Below are 21,022 nucleotides of genomic sequence, written 5' to 3'. Positions count from 1 at the left end.
GGTCAACACGGGCTCGGCACTCCGCGCCAGGATGGCAACGCCGTTCCAGGTCGGCTCGCCCTTCCACACCGCGCCATAGCCGGCCGCCGCCAATGCCGAGCGCGGAAACTGCATGTCGCGTGCCTTCAACTCCTGCAGGCACACGACATCGGGCTTTGCCACAGCCAGCCATGTCAGCAGGTTTTCAAGCCGGCTGTTGATGTTGTTGATGTTGAAGGAGGCGATCTTCATCGCTTCAGGAAGCGATCCGACCCGACCACGCCTTGACCGTCTCGGCCAGCGTCTTCAGATGATCGGCGGTCGAAAACCCCGAAACACTCTTGCGAGGCTTGAGATCGTGGTCGCCGTCCTCCAGCCAGATCACCTCGACGCGATCGGAAAGGTCATAAGTCGCAACCTCGTCCCTGGTGCCGAACTCGTCGCGGGTGCCCTGGAAGATCAGCGTCGGTGTCTTGAGATCGGCGAGGTGTTTGGTCCGCAATTGATCGGGCTTGGCCGGCGGATGGAAGGGATAGCCGAGGCACAGCAGGCCTGAAATCTCGCCCTTGGCAAACATCTCGTCGGCGACCATCGAGGCGACGCGCCCGCCCATCGACTTGCCGCCGATGACGAGCGGGCCGGTCACGCCCTTCGCCCTGAGGTCGGCTATCGCCTTGATATATTCCGGGTTGACCGTCTCGGCCCGCGGCGGCGGCTTGCGGTGGCCGTAGCGGCGGGCAGCCATATAGTGGAACTCGAAGCGCGCGACCTGGAAGCCGGCCGCGGCCAGCGCCTTGGCGGTGGCGGTCATCGAGGGGGAATCCATCGCCGCGCCCGCGCCATGGGCGAGCAGGATGGTGACCGGGGCACTGTCGGGACCGTCGAAGAGAAAGGTGGTCATGGTCTGATGTCCTGCGCGACGGCGACGCTGCCACTCTTCCCCCTCGTGAGGGAGATGCCCGGCAGAGCAGAGGGGGGCGTGAAGAAATGCCAGCCTTCAGTCAAGCTTGCGTGCGGGAAAACGCTCCGAAATTGGCCGATCTGTTGGCGGGACAGCGCCCCCCTCTGCCCTGCCGGGCATCTCCCCCACAAGGGGGGAGATCGGCTGTCATCGCTAATCATCCCTCACCCCGCCGTACGCGCCAACTGCAGATCCACGAACTGCACGCCCTTGGCCGCCATCCGCGACCACTCGGACTCCGCATCGAGTTCGAGATAGCGCACCCACAGCCGCCGCGCCTCCGGCAGATCGCCGGCGTCGAATTCGAGCCGGGCGAGGTTGAACACCGGATCGGCATAGTTTTTGTCGAGCGCGATCGCTTTCTGCAGGTGCCTTCGCGCCGAGGCCTCGCGGCCCTGCTCGCTCATCAGCCCAGCGAGGTTGAACCAGGCCTCGACGAAGGCCGGATCGAGTTTTATCGCATTGATATAATCGTGCGCGGCGTCCGCCGCGTGGCCGCCGGCGCGCAGGCAGTTGGCGCGGTTGAAGGCGGCAATCGCATCGCTCGGATCGATGGCGAGACAGCGCTGGTAGAGTGCGGCTGCCCTATCATGGTCGCCACCCTCCTCCGCCGCTTCGGCCTCGGCAAACAACTCTTCCAGTGTGTCGTCGCCTGCCGAACCGGCGCTGCCCAAATCGAACAGAAGCTGTCCGTCGAGTTCGCTCTGGCCGCCTTCGAGGTAGATCGCATCGGCGCGCCCATGCTGCGAGCCGACATTGAGCGACTTGGCGGTCAGCGACGCCACCGGGCCGGAGCGGTGGACGGAGCGCGCGATCGCCCCCCATGTCGCGCCGCCGGCGACGAGCCCTGCATATTTGCGCGCCAGGATCAGGTCGCGGAAGGAATAGGGTTCTGCGTCATGCTCGAACGCATCGAACAGTGACAACAAATCGAGCTCGGCGCCGGATAGCCGCGATTGCTCGATCAGCGATTGCCGCGACAGCGAAGACGCCTCCGGTGCCTTCATCAGCCCGAGAAGGCGCAGGAATCCGTTCTCGCTGAGGAGCTTGTGCCCGGCCGCGCGCTCGGCGGCGACACGGCGCTCGATCTCGGCATCGCCGTTCCTGGAGAGCCCGGCCTTAGCGAGCAGCGTGCGGCCGCACACGACATGCGTGGTGCGCCTGGTGACGCCGCGCCGCAGCTGGCCGTGCTGACGTTCGACTTCACGCGCGGCCAGTCTGAGCGGAAACGCCGCCAGCGCGCCTATGGTGCCGAAAACAGCGCCGGCCGGTGCCGTCATTTCTTGCTCTTGCCGACCGCCTTCAGCAGATTGGCCTTCAGCGGATTTTCAGCAGCACCACCCGCTGCCGCTTTCTTTGCGGCTGGCTTGGCAACCTCGTCGGCCTTGCTCTTCGACTTGGCTGGCGGCTTCGATTGCGACAGGCTGGCCTTCAGCGCATCCATCAGGTTGATGACATTGCCGCGCTCCGGTGCCGCCGCAATAATCGGCTTGTGGCCTTTCAGCTTCTCGCGGATCATCGTCATGAGTGCCGCCTCGTAGCGGTCCTCATAATTCTTCGGATCGAAGGTGGTTTCCTTCTGCTTGATCAGCGCTTCGGCGAGCTGCAGCATTTCGGGGTCGGGCTTGCCAGCTGGAATATTGCCAAAATATTCAGCCGTCCCGCGCACTTCGTTCGGGTTCCTCAAGGTGCACACGAACATGCCGTTCTCGCGCGCGCCGATCGTCACCACGCGCTCGCGGCTCGACAGCACAAGGCGGGCGATGGCGAGCTTGCCGGATTTGCGCATCGCTTCGCGCAACACGGCGAAGGTTTCCTCCGCCATCGCGCCGTCGGGCGCCATGTAGTAGGGCGCGTCCTGGTAGATGACGTCGACCTCGTCCTCGTCGACGAAGGCCTCGATGTTCATCGTGTGATTGGATTCGATGCGCACCGCGTCGAGGTCTGCATCATCGATGATGATGTACTGCTTGTCCTCGTATTCGTACCCCTTGACCAGATCAGCACGCTCGACGAGCCCTAGTTCGGGGTCGACCGGCTTCATGTTGATGCGGTTATGGGTCTTCTTGTGCAGCTGGTTGAACGAGATGCGCTCGCTGGCGCTGGTGGCGGGATACAACCGCACCGGACAGCTCACGAGGCTGAGTTTGAGGTAACCTTTCCAACTTGCCCTAGGCGCCATGAAACACTCCTACGCGGTCATGCACTGACAAAGACCTGCAGCGCTTTCGTCCGAGGACGATTGAGGCTGAGCAAATCCTACACCGACCGCACACAATACCGGCAAATCCCTGACGAAATCTTCCGCCATGCATTTGAGGTCGTGGACAGAGAATAATTCAAATTGTTGGAAGCGTCGATGGACTGGAATTTAAAACGCTGGCGGGACAGCGCCCCCCTCTGTCCTGCCGGACATCTCCCCCTCAAGGGGGGAGATCAACAGCTTCGGCGTCTCGCCCACTTCAGCAGCGTTGCAGATTAGCGGAAGCCCGGGTAGTGGCCAATCTCCCCCCTTTGAGGGGGAGATGTCCGGCAGGACAGAGGGGGGCGCCACGGATCGCGGTGGTCCTTGTTCTGCAACTACTTACTTCGTCTTCTGCAACTACTTCGTCGCCCCCGAGACCACCGGCAGATCCCGCGCAAACTTATCAATCTCCGCCCACGGATCGCCCGACGTCGCCAACAGCCCCGGCAGCGACGAATAATTCAGATCCTGCGGCGCATCGATGGATTCGAGGTCGCTCCAGCTGACCGGCGTCGAGGCCGGCAGATTGGTGCGGGCGCGCAAGGAGTAAGGTGCTGCGGAGGTGTGGCCGCGCGCATTGCGGTGGTAGTCGATGAAGATGCGCTTCTTGCGGTTGTCCTTGCCCATGGTGGTGGTGAAAGTATCAGGCGCCGTTGTCGCCAGATGCGTGGCGATCGCGCTGGTTGCCTGGTGCAGTTTCTTCCAGTTCTGCTTGCCTGTCACAGGTACCGTGATGTGGATGCCGCTGCCGCCGGAGGTCTTGGCGAACGGCACCAGCCCCAGGCGCCCCAATTCGTCCTTGATGTGCACGGCGGCCTCGACCACCTCGCGCCAGGCGATCCCTTCTCCCGGATCGAGGTCGAGGACGATCTGGTCGGGTCTGTCGAGGCTGGCGCGGTGGGTGCCCCAGGTGTGGAACTCGACGACGCCGAACTGCGCCAGCGCCAGATACCCTTTCGCGCCTTCGACCGAGAGATAGGATTTGGTTTCGCCCTCGGAATTTGTCGCCTCGAATGTCACCACCGAGGGCGGCATGCCGGTGAAGGCGTGGCGCTGGAAGAAGCAATCCTTCGGCAGGCCGGTCGGGCAGCGCACCAGCGACACCGGCCGGCCGAGAATGTGCGGCAGCATGAAATCGCCGACCAGCGCGTAATAGACGGCGATGTCGAGCTTGGTCGGGCCGGTCTTGCCGAACAGCCGGCGCGTCGGGTTGGTCACCCAGATGGTGGCAAGGTCAGCCTCGGCGATCAGCCGCTTGCGTGTCGAGGATACCGGCGTCGACAGGCCGACATCCCTCAAACCGCGGAAGACGCCGTGGCGCAGTGCGTTGTCCGCTGTGCGGTTGGCGTAGTGGATGCGCGCCGACAGCAGCGGCCGCACCCAGTTCATCTCGCGCATGATCTCGCGCGGAACGCCCTCGGGCGCGCTGGCGCCTTCCCGCAGCGGCTCCAGCCTGGCGAGCAATTCACCGGCTGTGGCGGCATCGAAACCGGTGCCGACCTTGCCGCGATAATGCAATTCACCGCCCTCGAACTCTGCCATTCCGAGCGCCGCCAGCCCTTCGGCCGCATCGGAGATGGTGAAGCCGGCGATGACGAAGTCGTCCGACAGCAGCGCCTTGGTCTTGGTCCAGCTTTTGCTTCGGCCGCTCTGATAGATGGCCGTGGCGCGCTTGGAGACGACACCCTCCAGCCCCAGTTCCGACGCCTGGTCGTAGAGCCCCTGCCCCGAGCCCTCGACATGGTCGGAGAACTGGATGGCGGAATTGGCGCCGAGGCCCGACAGCATCTGCGCGAGCAGCGCCTTGCGCCGGACCAGCGGCGCCTTGGTCAGGTCCCAGCCGTCGAGATGGAGAAGATCGAAGGCGTAGAAATGGAGCTTGCTGCCGGCGCCCTCGGCCAGCGCATCCTGCAGCAGCGCGAAACGGCTGATGCCCCGGGCGTCGAGCACCACGATCTCGCCATCGATGATGGCGTCGCAGCACGGCAGTTTGGCGAACGCATGCGGCAGGTCGCCATAACGCTTCGTCCAGTCGATGCCGCCACGGGTGATCAGCTTGACCGCGCCCTCAGTGAGATGCGCCATGGTGCGGTAGCCGTCGAATTTGATCTCGTGCAGCCAGACTTGTTTGGTGTCTTCGCCATCGGGCGGTTTTGGCACCTGCGTCGCCAGCTGCGGCTCGATACGGGCAAGCATGGGGGCCTTGAAGGCGCCCGGCAGCGTGCCGGGCTTCAGCGATCCCTGTCTGGGCGCGGGTTTGGCGGCGGGCTTTGCCGGCGCCGCCAGCTCCTCGATGCGCAATCCGGATTTGACGCTCTCCGGCCGGGCCGTGAGGATGTCAAGCGCAGTGTCGGCCGCGAGGTCGCGCTCTTTGAACAGCAGCCAGTTCTTCTTGTTTTCGTCCTCGCCGGGTTTCGGCTTCAGCCGGGTCAGCATCCAGCCGCCATTGAGCTTGGCGCCGGCCAGCCGGAACTTGAAGGCGCCGGTGCGCAAGCTCTTTTCGACATCGTCCATCGGCGCCCAGCTGCCGGTGTCCCAGACGATCATCGGCCCGCCGCCATACTCGCCTTCGGGAATGACACCCTCGAAGTCGATATATTCGAGCGGATGATCCTCGGTCTCGACCGCCAGCCTTTTGTCGGCCGGATTGAGCGAAGGCCCGCGCGGCACCGCCCAGCTCTTCAAGACATCGCCGACCTGCAGTCGCAGATCATAATGGTCTGCGGTGGCGTGGTGCTTGTGCACGACGAAGCGGTTGCCGTCGCTGCTGACGAGCCCGCCAACCGGTTCCGGCGTCTTGGCGAATTCGCGTTTGGCGCGATAGGCTTTGAGCTTTGGTGGAGTTGTCATCGCAAAGATCGAAGCACGGCGGCCAGGAACAAGCCAGTCACGCTCTCAATCGTCAGCGGCCGGCGTCAACTCGAGCTCCGCCGGCGACAGCCCTTGCTGCAACTGGCTCAGCCGGAATTCGTCGACCCAATAGGCCTCGCCATCGACCAGAACCCGGGCTTGGTAGGTGCCCTCCGAAAAACGCTGCTCGGTGATGTAGACCTTGTGACGATCGAGCGCTTTGCGCACCGCGGCGCGTTTGGAATTCTGACCTGTGACGGGACTGAACATGACACTGCCCTCGGTCGCCCTGACACGCAACGCGGCCGCTGTCGGCGGCCTTGCGACTGGCTCCAAGGATGCCGGAGACGAGGTGTCCTGTCAATTTCGTGGCAGTGCAGGTTGCAGTCCGGTTAAATTTTGCAGTCTTTTGAAGATGCTCGGGTCTCGGCCTGAATCACGATGTGAAGCGCGCGAAGACGAAGCCGCGCGTGATCGTGCCTGTTGCCGCCAGCCTACGAAGCGGCCGGCATACCCGAATGAGTGGATTTTCGGACTTCCCCGATGAGATCGAGTGTCGCTGCCGCGACCTCGGCAACCTGAAGCCGCTGCACACAATAGACCCCACCGGGGTTGTTTTCTTTACAAACACCTGGAGCGATGCATGGACAGGGCATGACCGGCTGGAGCGTCCGGTTCGGGACACCGAACGGGCCCCATTGCTCAGGCGACGTCAGGCCGTACAACCCCACCGCTGGAGTTCCGACAGATGCCGCGATGTGCATCGGGCCGCTCTCATTGCCTAGAAAGATTGATGCTTCGGCCAACAATGCCGTCAGGACTTCAAGCGAGGCCTTTCCGACGACACTGGCGACCGGCGACGCCGCCACTTCAAGGATCCTTTGCGCGGCAAGCCCCTCATCCGGCCCACCAACGAGCAGAGATCGCAACCCGGTTCTGGCGTATACCTCGTCGATGACCGCAGCAAAATGTTGCGGCGGCCAACAACGCCCTTCGAACCTGGCGCCGGCATGCACGGCCACATATGACTTCTTTGCCAAAGCGTTTTCCGCAAGAATCCTGGCACACTCTTCCTGGGCGGTCCCGTTCGGCTGCAGCCGAGGCGTTGGGTCCTGACAATCCAACCCAAGCGCGTGGAGTGGAGACAGGTTCCTGTAGAGATAATGGGGGCCGCCCTGTCCGAAAGTCGCGGCGAGAACGTTTGCAAGCTGGATTTCCCAGAACTTCATCGGATGCTCGGAAGGATCGAAGCCGACGCGAAGTGGAGCGCCGATCAAACGATGCATTATCCGCGAGGTTTTTGAATCGGTAAGGTCGATGCTAAGATCGAATTTTCGACGCCGCAGATCAGAGATGACGCCACGATAGTCGCTCAAACGCTTGAGCAGAGTCCTTCCTCTGCCGCGGGATTCAAAGCCAACGGCAACATCGGCGATCCCTTGCGCGACGATGAACTGCTTGAGTCCCGGCGCACAAAGCATGGTTACCGATGCTTGTGGATAAGAAAGACGCAGGTTGCGAACCAAAGCAGATGTCAGAACGACATCTCCAATGTACTTCGTTTGAATAATGAGGATGGAACGAATCCCATCTCCTAAACTTGCATTCATCGAGGTGATCTGCCGAAAACGCCAATTTGAGAAATTCTGCCGACGACACTCATTTCTGAACGTCAAGCGCGCTTTCAAATATAGAGCCAACCAACCCTGTCAACAACCTTGCCGGCCTTGGTGCCTCTTTGCATCGGTCGTCGGCAGGACCGGCAAACGCTCGTCCTCAGTCCTTCAATCGCCGCAAGCGGCGCGTCAGGCCCTGAACGGCTTTGAGCAGCCGGGGGCGCGACCGCGTCATGCCTTCGACCCGGCTGCGCAACAGAATGGCTGCGTTCGCAGCCCTGCCCCGCACCGTCACCGGTTCGCAGATCTCGGCCAAAACCGAACTCGCGGCACCAATATGTTGCTTGTAGCCCTGGCCGCCGACCGACAGGTCGAAATAGTCGAAGCCCCGCTCGCATCCCCACATCATCAGCTTGCCCATCGTCGTCAGGCCGGGTGAGACATTGGCGACCGCGTTCTGGTCGATGCCCAGCAGGAGGGCGTGAAGTGTGCCTTTTCTGACCAGCACATAGATGGAGGCGAGCCAGGCTTCACCGACGCGTAGACCGAAGAGCCGCACAGATCCATTGGACAGGCCTTGCAGCGCCGCGGCGCGGTAGAAATCGACGACCGGGACCTGCGTCAGGAGGTCGAAACGCCCAAGCTCACGAAAACGCTTCAGCCGCAATTCCAGCAGCACATCCAGGAGCTCCTCGGTCAGATCAGGCGTGTCGGCCTCGACCAGAGCGAGGCCACCAAGCTGTTCGAAGCCGCGGCAATGCTTGCGGAAGGCCTTGGCAAAGGACGGCTTGCAGATCCGCTTGATGAGCGTCTCCGGGTCGCCGTGCAGGACGAGGCCGGAGGTGACCTGGATGGAGTCGCGCGCCACCGAAAGCAGTGCCAGCGGATTGACGAGGCCGTGGATCTGCTGCGGGATCCCCGCGATATGGATGCGATCCGCCGGTGGCAGAACGGCACGGACCGCCGCCCACATGGCGTCGGCACTCTGCCTGGTCCACGCTCTCCCATCCGCCAGCAGCGGCACCGAGTAGTCGCACACGCGGCAGCTCAGCCATTCGATGACGTGGTGGCCGAGGGCCCGGCGCCGCATCAGCGGCAGCAGCATGGCCGGCGCGCCGGTCATGGCGTCACTCACCTCGATGACGACCAGGTCCGCGTCCTTGGGCATCAGCCGTGCGGCGATTCCTTCGACCCAGGCATAGTGCTGATGGGCAGTGCAGACGCCGTGCGCCTCAAGCAGCAGCCATAGCAGCCTTACGGTATCGAAACTGGTGTGCAGCCGAGCCGTGAAGTGCGCGGTTGCATCAGCGTTGGCGACAGTCGGGGAAAACCGCCCACCGGGCAAATCCCTTATCGGAGTCGTTCGCGCCGCGTAGCTTGCCACATGCTTCTCCCGTCATTCCGATCCCCCACGCAGGCGCCGCAAGTCCCGCATCAGTCCCTGGAGCCTCTTCAGCAGCCGAGGTTTGGAGCGCACGAACACCTCGGTCCGGTTGCGGACCTCGATGGCTGCGCTCACGGCGCTGCCTCGCACCGTAATCCCGTGGCAAAGCTCGCGCAGGCCCGAACCCACGGCACCCATATGTTCCTTGTAACTCTGGTTGCCGACCGACAGGTCGAAATAATCGAAACCGCGGCCGCGCGCCCAGCTCATCAACTTGCCCATGATCAGAAGTCCCGGCGAGACATTGGGCACCGCGCCCTGATCGATTGAGATCAGCAGAGCATGAACGGTGACTTGATGGATCAGCAGGTATTGTACGGCGATCAGAGCTTCACCAACACGCAACCCGAAGAGCCGCACCGACCCATCCGACAGGCCCTCGAGAGCGGCGTTTCGATAGAAGTCGACAGCCGTCGCCTGCGTCAGCAGGTCGAAGCGGCCCAGTTCGCGAAAGCGGCTGAGCCGCATCCGGACCAGGCCGCCGAAGATGACCTCCACCAGGGCCGGCGTGTTGGCTTCGACCAGTTCCACGTCGCCAAGCCGTTCGAGGCGGCGCCAGTCCTTGTTGAAGGCCTTGACGAAGGATGGCCGGCATAGGCGCTTGAGCACGGTTTCCGGGTCGCCGTCGATGGCGAGGCCGAAGCTGGTATGCAGGGAATCGCGCGTGGCTGCGAGCAAGGCCAGAGGGTTGGTGACGCCGCTGATCGATTGCGGAATTCCCGTGATCTGGATGCGGTCCGCCGGCGGCAGCACGGAACGCACCGCAGCCCACGCGGCCTGCGCCGATTGCATCGTCCACGGGCTGGCATCTGCCAGCAGCGGTGCCGAATAGTCGCAAACGCCACAGCTCAGCCATTCGATCACCCGATGGCGGAAGGCCGGCCGCCGTATCAGCGGCACCAGCATTCGCGGCGCGCCCGTCACGGCATCGTTTACCTCCACGATGAGCAGTTCCGCACCTTCCGGCATTAGCCGCGCGACGATCCCCTCGGCCCAGGCATAATTCTGGTGGGCGGTGCACACACCGTCCGCCTGGAGGCGCAGCCAGAGCGGCCTCACCGCTTCCAAGCTGGTGTGGAGCCGCGCCGTGTAGGCATCGATGGCGACGACGGTGGCCGGATGGGAGGACTGGCCATCGGGCGAGCCGGTCACCGCAGCAATTTGCACCGCCTGGACTGCCATGTTTTTTCCTATCGCTTTGCCGTAGCGAACGGCAGCGTCCGCCGCCACGCGCCCAACCGGCTGTCGCGCGCCTCATCGGGATGCTCGATATTCCACATGCGGTGATGCGCGAAATACCACGATGCCACGAGCACGAACATCTCCGAGACGGCGGAACCCAACAACGCCCACGGCGGAGACGCGATTGCCAGCAGGGCCGCGATCAGCGCCAGCCCGACGACCGCGCCGCCCGTGGTGATGAACGCGACGATCCGAAAATCGCCGAGTATCTCAAGCACGATGCGGGGCATGATATAGAGCATGATCGGGACAAAATTCGCGATCACGAAAAGCCCGATGAACCAGGTCGAAGCGTCCTGGAGAGCCTGGGATTTTATCATCGGCAGGACGAACATGATCGCACATCCATAAGCAAGGCCGCCGAGCCCCATGACGAGCGCCCAGATCTTGGCCTGCGTCCAGACACGGCCTGTTTCATTGTTCCGCATCAGCCTGGCGAGATCCGGCTGCGTCATGTTGACGAACGCAAGGCTGATGATGCGCAGCGGAGCAAACAGCACCAGAACCGCCGCCAGCGGTGCGTAGGCGGCTGGCCCGGCAATGCCGGCGACCAGCAGCGCCAGACATTGACCCTGGATGTTGGTGGTGGTCGCGCTGAATGCCGACCAGCGCAGTTGGGGCCAGAGCCTGACATAGCGTCGGCGCGTCGGCATGCGGAAGCTGATGCGAAGCGAGCGCCGAGCCAGGCGGACCAGGACGAAAATGCCGAACACATTTGCGGCTGCAAGTGCATAGAATACGGTCTGCAGCGGGTCTTGGACCAACCAGATCGACAGCCCGGTCAGGACACAGCCGGCGACTGTAAAAGCGCCATCGCTGATGGAGACGACAACCTGCTGGCGCCGTGCGAAGAAAGCCGTGCGCATATGGCTGCGCAACGACCAGGCACCGACGAAGCAGCCGGCGGCAATTCCGCTTGGATCTCCAAGGACATGCATCAGAACAGCCGTGCCGACGGCCATCAGCAACGCCACGATCAGCGCCGCCGTTCCGAACGCCACGTCATAGGTATTGACGCCGGCGCTGTTGGTGCTCTTGCTCATCCAGATGCTGGCGGGAACAGCGGTGAGCGACCTGATATAGGACAGGCCGACCCCGCCCATCACCATGCCGATGGCGAAGAGGCCGTAGCCCTGCGCCGACAGCATGTGCAACAGCATGATGTTGAGGGCGAAATGAAAGCCGCTCTGCATCGCCTCGCCGCCGATCATCAGCACGAGGCGTCGAACCAGATGGCTCGGAAACGCTAACTTCACGGCCGTGTCTCCGCTGCGCGGGCAGCGGGCGCCCTGCCCGGCCGCGCGATGGTCGTCTTCAGCTTTTCGGCGGCGATCGCGGTGATCGCCGCGGCCGCGACCGGCTCGCTGAAGATCGCCTCATAGCGCGCGCGCCCGGCAGCGACAAACCCGCGCCAGGCCTCAGGGGCGAGGATGATCTCCTGCAATTTCGCGCCAAGAGCTACTGCGTCGCCGGGCGGAACATGCCAGCCGGTCTGCCCGTCGCTGACCACTTCCACCAGCCCGCCGATCGCCGACACAAGCGGCGGCCGGCCATAAGCCATCGCCTCGATGGCGACGCGGCCCAGCGATTCCGGACGCCGCGACGGCACGGTGACGATGTCGGCCCAGCGATAATGCTCCGAGGGATCGGGAATGAAAGGCAGGACTCCGACGCGCCCGGCAAGCCCCATCGTTTCGACCAGTTCGGCAAGCGCACGCTCGCGCTCGGTGCTTTCGAAGGCGCCGCCGACCAGCCGCACCTCGACCCTCGCCTGGAGTTCTGCCGGCATCGAGGCGATCGCCTCCAGCAGGACCTCCTGCCCCTTGATCCGGTTGATGCGGCCGAGCAGCAGCACCCGCAATGGTCGCTTGCCGTCATACGTCATTGGTTCGACCGCCGCCGGCCCGGCAACGCCGTTGTAGACGACATGCGCGCGCGCGGCCTTGGGGTCGCCGAAAGCGGCTCGCGTCGCGCGCGAGTTGAAGATCAGATCCGCATGGCTCCAGTGCATCAGGCCGACGAGTATCCTGCGCATGGCGCCTTCGGGGATCTCGTGGATGTGCAAGACGGCTTTGTGGGGCAGTAATCGCGCGGCCAGCGCATAGTCGGCCACGATCGAGGTGTTGACATAGACGAGGTCGCAGGCCTTGAGGCGCCGCCACGCCCTGAACACGGCAACCGGCAATCGCGCCATCTCGACTGTCGCAAGGCGCGCAATGGCCTGGCGCCTCAACACCCAGAGCGGTTCGAAGACGATCCGGCTGGCATGCGCTTCCAGGATCTGGACGATCGGCCCGCTGCGCGGCAAGACCACCTCGATGTCGGCCGACGGAAACGCGGCGCGCAGCGCAGCCACGCTCTCCGCGAAGCTGCGGTCAGAACCATAGAGTTCATAACCCTGATGAACGCAGGCAATCCGCATCTTTGTTTCCCGCCGGGTGCTGCAACCATCGCGCTGGGCGATTGTGGCAGAACCCCGTCCGCAAGAATCATGCCTGGTTCGATATGTCCGACTATCGGTTCGATATGTCCGACTGCCGGCCGTACGCCCCTGGCATTGCTTCGTTTCGATACAGCTACGCACAGAAGGGTTGACCGAGAATGAAACAACCACCGGGTTCAACACCGTTTTTTTACAACCCCGCGCCATGATCCCCTCCCAGGATACCGAAATCGGAAGATGGCACGAAAGTTGCGGTCTGCTCATTATAAATTAAGCAATATCTAATATATGAAATGTGTGAAAGTGCCGCCGGCCATGAAACCAGAAAAGCCCGCCATTCTAATCCTGGGGACCCGCGGCATACCCGCGGCCCATGGCGGCTTTGAAACCTTTGCCGAAAAACTGGCGCTGTTTCTTGTCGGGCGCGGCTGGAAGGTCGGCGTCTATTGCCAGGATGAGGTCGAGCGGATCGACCAGCGGGTGCGCAGCGAAACCTGGCGCGGCATCGAGCTCATTCACATCCAGGTCGCCTCCAAGGGACCGCGCGCGACCCTGGAATTCGACTGGCAATGCGCCCGCGATGCTGCCAGACGACAGGGCGTTTGCCTGGTGCTCGGCTATAATGGCGCGGTCTTCCTGACCTGGCTCAGGCTGAAGCGGCGCAAGATCTTCACCAACATGGACGGCATCGAGTGGCGTCGCCCCAAATGGGGGATGGCGGCGCGAACCTGGTTCTGGCTCAACGAATGGATCGGCGCTTGGGCCTCGCATCGGCTGGTCGCCGATCATCCCGCCATCGCCGATCACCTGGCGACGCGCCGGCCGCGCAGCGCCATCGCCACCATCGCCTATGGCGCCGATCCGGTGGCATCAGCGCCCGAGGCGCCGGTCCGGGCGCTCGGCCTCGAGCCCGGGCGTTATCTCATCTCGATCGCGCGCATCGAACCCGACAACAACATCCTGCCGATTGTCGAATCCTTTTGCTCCACCAAGCGCGACATGAAGCTGGTGGTGCTGGGAACGCTGTCCGACGACATCCCCTACCATGCCGCCATCCGCAAGGCGGCGAACGGCTCGGTGGTCCTGCCGGGCGCCATTTACGACCAGGCAACGGTGAAGGCCCTGCGCTTCCACGCCCGCGCCTATCTGCACGGCCACACGGTGGGCGGCACCAACCCGTCGCTGGTCGAGGCGCTGGCGGCCGGCAACATGGTGATCGCGCATGACAATCCCTACAACAGGTGGACCGCAGGGGCTGCGGCGATCTACTTCACCGACAAGAACAGTTGCGCCGAGCGGATGCAGCAGGCGCTGGACGATGATGCCCTGGTCAAGGCCTGCGGCGTTGCCGCGAGGGCGCGGGCCCGCGAAGCCTTTCGCTGGGACGATGTCCTGCTCGCCTATGAAAACGAGGCCTATCATCTGCTCGGCATGACCGCCGCCAAGACCACTGCGATGGATCACGCATCGCCAGGAACCGTATGATAGGCTGGTCGCGCCGGCGGGTGCTGCGGACCGCGCTGTCCACTGCAGCGGCTCTCGGCTCGCTCCCGGTCGCACCAATCGCTCGCGCCGCCGCCGGGACGCGGTTTCGGCGCGGCGTCAACGCCTGGCCCTGGTTCTCGCTGACGCGTGAATTTCCCGCACCCCGCACCGACTACGGCTGGCCGCCCTTCCAGTCGCAACGGCCGGTGCCGACCCCAGACGACCTGCGTCGGTTGCGCGAGACCGGGCTCGATTTCATCCGCTTGCCCGTCGATCCCGGCCCTTTCCTGGCCGCCGACGCCAAGACGCGCAGTCAGTTGCTGGACATGCTGGACGCCGCCGTCACCGCCACCCTCGACGCCGATCTTGGCATCATCGTCAACATCCAGGCCAACGCTGCCACCCATTACTGGAACCCCGACCGCATGGTCTCCAGCACCGCCGCACCCGCTTTCGATCTCTATCGCGGGCTGGTCGGCGAGCTTGCCGGCAGGCTGGCGCGGTTCCAGCCCGGCAGGGTGGCGCTCGAGCCGGTCAACGAACCGGCGCAGGCCTGCGCGTCGAACGTCTGGTTGCAAATCCAGCTCGCGCTTCTGACCGCGGCAAGGGCATCGGCAGCGACCCTGCCGTTGGTCGTCACCGGAGGCTGCGGCTCGATGGTGAGCGGACTGACCGCGCTCGATCCGGGCCCGCTGTCGCCCTTCGAGCCGATCCTGTTCACCTTCCACTTCTATGAGCCCTATCTGTTCAGCCATCAGGGCGCGCCCTGGATGCGCGAGCCGGTCTATCGGTCGCTCAACAATGTGCCGTGGCCGGCATCCGCCGGCTCGCTGCAACAGACGCTGGCATCGGTCAGGGCGCGCATGGCGCAGGACACCGAAACCCCTGAAGACGCCAAGCAAGCAGCCTATGCCGAGACCGAGCGTGTGCTGAAAGTCTATTTCGACGCCCAGCCCGACCGCTGGTTTGTCGACAAATATCTTCGCCAGGTCCGCGATTGGGCCGATGGCCATAGCCTTGCGCCGGAACGCATCATCATGGGCGAGTTCGGCGCGCTGCGCACCGACGCCCGCTATGTCGCCGCGCCCAATCCGGATCGCGGGCGCTACATCGCCGATGTGAGGCGGAGCGCCGAGGAACTCGGCTTCGCCTGGGCACTGTGGGATCTCTTCGATGGCATGGGCATGATGGACGACACCACCCGGGCGCTGGACCCCGATATCATCGCGGCGCTTGGCCTGACCATGCCGGCGGACTGACCGGCCTGAACGCTGCCCGCGCCGGCCGATAGAGCACCAATGCCAGCACCACGAACTTGGTCAGCAGCGTCGTCTTCGACGCGACGCTTTCCGAAGTGTTGATCAGGATAACCCAGCCCAGCATCGGCAGCCAGATGCCGGGATGGCAGCGGCGCGCCACCTCGAACAGGAACAGCACGAAGCCGAACGTCAGCAAAAGCGTGAAGAAGGCGCCCTGATAAAGGACCGTGCGGATGATCGGGTTCTCGATGCCCTGTTCGAGACCGTTGATGCGGCGCAGGCTGTCGATCAGGTCGACATCCGGTCCCACGATCAGATCGCGCAATTCCAGGTGCTTGAAGAGCTCGAACATCTCGACGCGGGCATTGGCGCTGCCGCTGTCCGACACGAAGCGCTCCAGCAGCGCGTCGAAAAAGCCCAGATATGCCGCCACGATGATGACGACCGGCAGCAGGGCGGCGAGCATGAAGCCGAGTGCCGCACCGAGGAGATTGACGCGGCCCTGGCGCAATTTGGTGATGCCCTGAAAAAGCAGGTAGCAGCCGCCGAGCACCACCGTCGTCACCATCGCCGTGCGGCCGCCGAAGGCGACGAGTGCCGCGCATTGCAAGCCGATCAACCCTATCCGCACAGGCATCGACAGGGATCTGGCACCGGAGAGCAGCGCAAGCACATAGATCGACGTCACCATGGCATTGGCAAGCGGATGCCCCTGCAGCGCGCTCGAGCGCAGATCGGTGGTAAACGCCACGCCGTCGAGGCGATAGGGGAAGATAAGCGTCTTGGTGGCGAACTCGAAAAGGGCAAGCAAGGCATTCGCCGTCATGACCACGTGGACGACGGTCTGCAGCCCGGCGAAGGTCCGCTCGTCGTCCTCGCTGAGCATCAGCACGAGAAGTGCCGCAGCCACGAACGTATCGATCATGCCGGCCATACCGGGCCGCTGCCTGGCGATGACAACGACCAGAAGCACGATCGATATGGCGGCCATCAGCGCGCTGGCCGGCCGCCTGTCAGCGAGATGGACGATATGGCCGACCGGATTGCCTGATGCGCAGGAGCGCCAGGCAAGCAGCAGGACGATGAGATAGGTGGACGGGTGGATCTTGGTCGCCGGGTTGCCGAACAGGCCATCATAATTGTAGCCGACCAGCCACAGCATGCCCCCCGAGATGCTGAACAGCACCGCCACCGCCGCGATCAATCCGAAGCGCGTCAGCGCATCGACCGAGGTGCCGGAGATGGGCGTGCCGGCGCGGGGTGCGGCAGCACCATGGTTCGAAGCGCTTGCGCTCCAACTGGCCGCCATATCAGGCGGCCTCGTCGACCAGCAAGGCGGCTGTCGGCAGGCGCCCCATGACGGAGACCGCCTGCGAAGTCGTCGTGACGTCGCGCATCGGGGTGGCGTTCAGCGTGGCGACGAGCACGATCTCGTCGGCCATGGCGACCAGCGGCGAGGCATTGAGATTGTCGGCCAGCGCGCCGCCGTCGATGACGACGAGCTCGAAGCTCCGGCTGGCCCGCGCCAGCATCTGCTGCGCAAAATAGATGCCATGCGCTTCCTGGAAGACCGCCTTTGAGCGGCCCCTGCCCAGCACGGCAACGTTGCTGCCGGCGGCGTAATGGCTGACGGCCTCGAACGCGTACTCGCCGCGCAGAACATCGAGGATCCCCGGCTGCGGATCCTTCTGGCCGCCGCCGCCAGCATTGGCATCGATAAACAGCACACGGCTGCCCCTGGATGCCGCGGCATTGGCCAGCAGCCGCGCCACCCGGCTGCGCTGCGCGCCCTCGCCCGGCGACGATGTCACCAAGATGGAAGGCACCAGCGGCCAGTCCGCCGGACGCTGGCCCGAACTGAACATGCGCCTGAGCGCAAGGCCGACGACGGCATCGGTCTTCTGGCTGGAGGCGGCGGCGCGCGCCCCGCCGAAAGGCCACCAGCGCCGGCCTGTGTCCGACTTTGCCGGCACCACGCCCAGCACCGGCGCGTCGATGGCCGACTGCATCTGGGCGCTGGAAAGCACCGTCGGCGAGGAATATTCGGCGATCAGCGCCAGACCGGTGCCGAGCCCAAGGCCGCCGAATATCGCGCCCAGCAACAGCAGCGGCAGAGGCGGCCAGCTCTTCTTCAAGGCGGGCATGGCGTTGGAGATGATGCGCGCATTGGTGCTGTCGACATTGATCTGCTCGCGCGTCTCCTGGGCGCGCTGGAGATAGTTCGAGTAGACGGAACGCAGCGCCTCGAGGTCGCGCTGCAATTCGCGCAGCCGCACCGAGGCCTGATCGGTGTCGAGCGACTTGCTCTTCATGCCGGCGACCTTGGCTTCCAGCGCCTGCTGGTTGGCCAGCGCCCGTTCGTAGTCGGTCTCGGTGGCGGTGGCGATGCGGCCAAGTTCGCGCGCGATCAGCTGGCGTGTGTCGCGCAGTTGCTGCTGGGCTGCGATCAGCGAGGGATGACGCGGCCCCAACTCCGTGCCGAGCTGCGAGACCTGGTCGACCAACGTCGCCTCCTGCGCCCGCAGGCTCGAGATCACCGCCGAGCGCATTGCTTCCGAAGTTGCGTCCGGCGTGCCGCTCTGCCGGCGCATCTGGTCGACCTGCGCCTTCAGCGCCGCGGTGCGGCTCTGCGCCGCCGCAAGCTGCGTGTTGATCTCGGTCAGTTCCTGGTCGCTGACCAGATTGCCTGCCGCCATCACCATGTTGTTGGCGGACTTGTAGGCTTCGACGGCGTTTTCGGCTTGCTGGACGCGCTTGCGCTGCTCGTCCAGCCGCGCGGTGATCGACTCGGAAGCGTCCTTGGCCATTTTCGCGCGCGCGCTCGCCTGGTCGACCAGGTAGGCCTGCGCGATGGCGTTGGCCAGGAGGGCGGCTTTGTCGGCGCTCTTGGCAGTGACGATGACGTCGAGGACCAGGACCTTGTCGGCCCGCTTCACCGCCAGGCGCCGGCGCAGCGCGTCGAGTGTCTGCACCGACCTGTCGCCTTCGGCTGATGCCGAACCGAGCAGGCGCGACAGCAAGCCCTGCCCATTGAATTCCGGATCCTGCGTCAGGTTTGTCGCCGCGATCGCCCGCATCAGCACGCCTGTCGACTGGACCACGCTGACCTGGCTCTCGACCTGCGTGATGCCGCCATCGGGTGAGATACGGCTGGGATTGACGTCGTTGGTGACCACCTGCAGGTCCTGCGGATCGATCAGGATTTCCGCCGCCGAGCTGTAGAGCGCCGGTGTGAATAGGCCGTAGAGCAGGGCGACCAGCGTCAGCAGTGCGACGGTGCCGAAGATCCAGAACCGGCGGCGCACCAGGATGCGCTTCAGATCGCCCAGTTCGACAGTGGAGGCTGCATATGATCCCGCGCGTGCCGGATCCGGGGAGTGTTGCTGAGGAACCATGGGCAGGGATGATTGCATGGCTGCCTCCGACAATACTCCATATGCCGGCAAGATCAGTTTGCGGCGCTAACCTAGCTATTCCTCCAACTGTTAAAACATTGTTAATTATGTTGAGAGGTGACGTGAATTTTGGCACGCGGTTTGCTTAAAAATATACATATCGAGGTGTTGGCTACGCAGCGAGCGGAGACGAATGCAAATGGGGTTACAATTTGACCGGACCGGTCTGGCCGGCAAGGCCGGGCACCGCCTTTTCGGACCTCCAACATGCAGATAAGCCTCCGCCTGGACGGCGACTGCGTCCGCGCCTTTCACGTCACGCTGCTGGAGCGCCTTGCCGCGCTCGAAGACGTCGAACTGTCCGTCGATGTCAGGCCGGCGGGCGGTGGCATTCCGCGCAGCGCCGCGGCCCTGTTTCAACTCGAAACGGCGATCCACGGACTGTCCCATGATGGACTGGCCAAGCGTGTGCCGCTTTCGGCGCTCGCGCCCTACCGGCAGTCCCCCGCTTCGCCTGACCTCGTCATCGACCTCTGCGGCGATGTCAGGCTGGAAAACACACGGATCTGGCGCGTCACCTATGACGGCGCCAGCGGCGAAGCGGCCTTGCTGGCCCTGATCCTCGCAGGTCGCACGCCGCTTGCCCGCATCGAGGAGAACGGCGTTGCGATCGCCGCCGGGCGTCTGGGCACCGAATATGGCGGCATCGCGCTGGCGTCCTTCCAGGATATGCTGGCGCGCACAGCAAGCCTGATCATAGCTGCCATGTCAGGCGCGGCAAAGTCCGTGCCTGATCTGCCCGAACCGGCGCAGGTGGGCGGCCCGCCGCCAATGCCCTCGGCGGGCAAGCTTGGGGTCAGGGCCGGCAAGGCGCTGGCGCGGCGGATCATCCAGAAGATCTATCACCTTTGCTACAACGCGCCGCACTGGAAGGTCGGCTGGCGGCAAACCGGGAGCCGCGATCTGTTCGAGCTGCGCGCGCATCCGGCGTCGGGTTGGCAAGAGTTGCCGGACGACGGCAGCCGCTTCTACGCCGATCCGTTCCCCATCCTCTACCAGGGCCAGCTGACCCTGTTCGTCGAGGACTATATCCATCGGCTCGGCAAAGCCATCATCTCCGCCGTTCCCTTCGGCCCGGCAGGCCCGCTCGGAAGGCCTGAACCGGTGTTGGAGCTGCCCTACCATCTCTCCTACCCCTTCGTCTTCGAGCGCGACGGCGAGGTCTGGATGGTGCCGGAAAGCTGCGCCAACGGCACGGTCGATCTCTACCGGGCCACAGCTTTTCCCGGCGGATGGGTCAAGGAGGCGACGCTTCTGTCCGGTGTCGTCGCCAGCGACGCCACGCTTGTCGAGCATGGCGGCGCCTGGTGGCTGTTCGCCACCGTCCGCGACGGCGGCGGCGCCTTCTCCGACGCGCTGCATCTGTGGTCGGCGCCGGATTTTCGCGGCCCCTGGACGCCGCACCCCAAAAATCCCGTGCTGATCGATATCGCCTCGGTGCGGCCGGCCGGCCGCATGGTCAGGCGCGGCAACGACCTGCTGCGCCCGGTCCAGGACTGCCGCAGGAGCTACGGCGCGGCGCTTGGCATCGCACGCATTTCTCACCTTGATTTGATCGGCATGGAGCAGGTCGTTGAAACCATCTTAAATCCAGGTGCGCTATGGAGTGGGCGTAAACTTCACACGCTCAACGAGGCTGGCGGCTTTGAGTTCATCGATGGCTCGGCGATCGCACCGCGCTGGAAGCAGCGGGCCCGCGATTAACCTAAACATTGGTTACTACCAAGCACGCGCGCCGGTTGCTTGCGGTTGATTTAGGTCCGGAAGATATTTTCTACCGGAGATTGTGAAACGCGCCGTTGCCATCAGAAAGAGCAGCAAAATGAGTATCTCAGAGGCTGGCCCGGCCCAAGTCGATGTGGCGATCGTCGGTGCCGGAATGGCCGGCACGACCTTGGCAATTCTGTTGGGACGAGCCGGCCGCAAGGTGGCGCTGATCGATCCGCACCGCGTCCACCACGAGGAATTCCGGGCCGAGAAGATCGGCATGGACCAGATGCTGCTGTTCGAAAAGCTCGGCCTCGATGCGACACTCAAGCGTCT

The 21,022-nt window shown here is 64.1% G+C and carries 17 protein-coding genes; 4 read left to right on the top strand and 13 right to left on the bottom strand.

The genetic code is table 11. The features are described 5' to 3' along the window. From ENZ75_RS01480 to ENZ75_RS01425, 11 genes are all read right to left on the bottom strand, one after another. Positions 1–231 (bottom strand): endonuclease/exonuclease/phosphatase family protein (locus tag ENZ75_RS01480; protein WP_206617006.1); only part of this gene is annotated, 231 nt, incomplete at its 3' end. A gap of 4 nt (positions 232–235) precedes the next feature. Continuing rightward, positions 236–880, bottom strand: coding sequence for an alpha/beta fold hydrolase (locus tag ENZ75_RS01475; protein WP_063168629.1), 645 nt, complete (start codon positions 878–880; stop codon positions 236–238). A 224-nt stretch (positions 881–1,104) separates the two neighbouring features. Then, positions 1,105–2,220, bottom strand: coding sequence for a tetratricopeptide repeat protein (locus ENZ75_RS01470; protein WP_063168630.1), 1,116 nt, complete (start codon positions 2,218–2,220; stop codon positions 1,105–1,107). Beyond that, entirely contained in the window at positions 2,217–3,122 is a 906-nt protein-coding gene (locus ENZ75_RS01465; RefSeq protein ID WP_024501732.1) for a Ku protein, read from the bottom strand. Before ENZ75_RS01465 ends, ENZ75_RS01470 begins: the two co-directional genes overlap by 4 nt. A gap of 420 nt (positions 3,123–3,542) precedes the next feature. Next, positions 3,543–6,035, bottom strand: a complete 2,493-nt coding sequence (ligD, locus tag ENZ75_RS01455; RefSeq protein WP_063168631.1) for a DNA ligase D — start codon at positions 6,033–6,035, stop codon at positions 3,543–3,545. 45 nt (positions 6,036–6,080) lie between these two features. Next, positions 6,081–6,305, bottom strand: coding sequence for a hypothetical protein (locus tag ENZ75_RS01450; protein WP_027160830.1), 225 nt, complete (start codon positions 6,303–6,305; stop codon positions 6,081–6,083). 224 nt (positions 6,306–6,529) lie between these two features. Next, complete coding sequence (locus ENZ75_RS01445; protein ID WP_335918267.1) at positions 6,530–7,711, bottom strand: glycosyltransferase family 9 protein; 1,182 nt, start codon at positions 7,709–7,711, stop codon at positions 6,530–6,532. Between the two features lie 100 nt (positions 7,712–7,811). Further along, positions 7,812–9,035 carry a GNAT family N-acetyltransferase gene (locus ENZ75_RS01440; RefSeq protein ID WP_063168633.1) on the bottom strand — a complete coding sequence of 408 codons (1,224 nt, stop codon included), beginning with the start codon at positions 9,033–9,035 and terminating at the stop codon, positions 7,812–7,814. 12 nt (positions 9,036–9,047) lie between these two features. Next, positions 9,048–10,277: a GNAT family N-acetyltransferase gene (locus tag ENZ75_RS01435; protein ID WP_063168634.1), complete on the bottom strand. Its 1,230-nt coding sequence runs from the start codon at positions 10,275–10,277 to the stop codon at positions 9,048–9,050. Between the two features lie 8 nt (positions 10,278–10,285). Then, positions 10,286–11,593: a hypothetical protein gene (locus ENZ75_RS01430; RefSeq protein WP_082826507.1), complete on the bottom strand. Its 1,308-nt coding sequence runs from the start codon at positions 11,591–11,593 to the stop codon at positions 10,286–10,288. Continuing rightward, entirely contained in the window at positions 11,590–12,759 is a 1,170-nt protein-coding gene (locus ENZ75_RS01425) for a glycosyltransferase (RefSeq protein WP_082826508.1), read from the bottom strand. Before ENZ75_RS01425 ends, ENZ75_RS01430 begins: the two co-directional genes overlap by 4 nt. A gap of 336 nt (positions 12,760–13,095) precedes the next feature. Here ENZ75_RS01425 and ENZ75_RS01420 point away from each other — a divergent pair, with 336 nt between their 5' ends. Both ENZ75_RS01420 and ENZ75_RS01415 read left to right on the top strand, forming a co-directional pair. Beyond that, positions 13,096–14,265 carry a DUF1972 domain-containing protein gene (locus tag ENZ75_RS01420; RefSeq protein WP_027160834.1) on the top strand — a complete coding sequence of 390 codons (1,170 nt, stop codon included), beginning with the start codon at positions 13,096–13,098 and terminating at the stop codon, positions 14,263–14,265. Next, positions 14,262–15,524: a cellulase family glycosylhydrolase gene (locus ENZ75_RS01415; protein ID WP_013530606.1), complete on the top strand. Its 1,263-nt coding sequence runs from the start codon at positions 14,262–14,264 to the stop codon at positions 15,522–15,524. Before ENZ75_RS01420 ends, ENZ75_RS01415 begins: the two co-directional genes overlap by 4 nt. Here ENZ75_RS01415 and ENZ75_RS01410 read toward each other — a convergent pair. Then, a complete protein-coding gene (locus tag ENZ75_RS01410; RefSeq protein WP_013530605.1) occupies positions 15,487–16,833 on the bottom strand; it encodes a VpsF family polysaccharide biosynthesis protein in 1,347 nt (448 codons plus the stop codon). The two genes, ENZ75_RS01415 and ENZ75_RS01410, sit on opposite strands and share 38 nt — an antisense overlap. Before the next feature lies 1 nt (position 16,834). Then, positions 16,835–18,937 (bottom strand): exopolysaccharide transport family protein, encoded by a 2,103-nt coding sequence (locus ENZ75_RS01405; RefSeq protein WP_063168635.1) that lies wholly within the window; start codon positions 18,935–18,937, stop codon positions 16,835–16,837. 249 nt (positions 18,938–19,186) lie between these two features. Here ENZ75_RS01405 and ENZ75_RS01400 point away from each other — a divergent pair, with 249 nt between their 5' ends. Both ENZ75_RS01400 and ENZ75_RS01395 read left to right on the top strand, forming a co-directional pair. After that, entirely contained in the window at positions 19,187–20,683 is a 1,497-nt protein-coding gene (locus ENZ75_RS01400; protein WP_063168636.1) for a hypothetical protein, read from the top strand. Between the two features lie 118 nt (positions 20,684–20,801). Continuing rightward, on the top strand, positions 20,802–21,022 hold a 221-nt coding region (locus ENZ75_RS01395; protein WP_128277871.1), incomplete at its 3' end, for an FAD-dependent oxidoreductase.

This window comes from Mesorhizobium sp. M7A.F.Ca.CA.002.04.1.1 (genome assembly GCF_004022805.1).
Lineage (GTDB): Bacteria > Pseudomonadota > Alphaproteobacteria > Rhizobiales > Rhizobiaceae > Mesorhizobium > Mesorhizobium ciceri.
The sequence above is the reverse complement of the archived record's forward strand: the minus strand, read 5'-3'. Positions and strand labels throughout refer to the sequence as shown.